This is a genomic window from Bowmanella yangjiangensis, assembly GCF_017255015.1.
Taxonomy (GTDB): Bacteria; Pseudomonadota; Gammaproteobacteria; order Enterobacterales; family Alteromonadaceae; genus Bowmanella; species Bowmanella yangjiangensis.
This window is the reverse complement of record NZ_JAFKCS010000832.1, coordinates 1-312: the sequence shown is the minus strand read 5'-3', so window position 1 is coordinate 312 and position 312 is coordinate 1. Positions and strand designations below refer to the sequence as shown.

Annotated in this window: 1 protein-coding gene; it reads right to left on the bottom strand. The window is 55.1% G+C overall.

Annotated elements, in window-relative coordinates:
• A partial coding sequence (locus tag J0A65_RS26880) for a phosphomethylpyrimidine synthase ThiC (protein ID WP_206597218.1) occupies positions 1–312 on the bottom strand: 312 nt, incomplete at both ends.

Here is a 312-nt window from a genome sequence, read left to right as displayed (position 1 = left end):
GATCATCACCTGCACATCATATTCCCAAGCGATTTTGGTCAGCTCGCCTAAGGTGCGCAGCTCGGCAAACTGGGCTTCGTCGTTGGCGTCGTACACCGAGCCTGGGCGCAGGCCGTCGCCTAATGACAAGGACACATCATAAGCCGCGCACAGCTCACAAATTTCACGGAAATGGGTGTAGAGGAAGTTCTCCTGGTGATGGCTTAAACACCATTTGGCCATAATAGAGCCGCCGCGCGACACAATACCGGTCAGGCGTTTGGCGGTCATGGGTACATAGCGAAGCAGCACACCGGCGTGGATAGTGAAGTA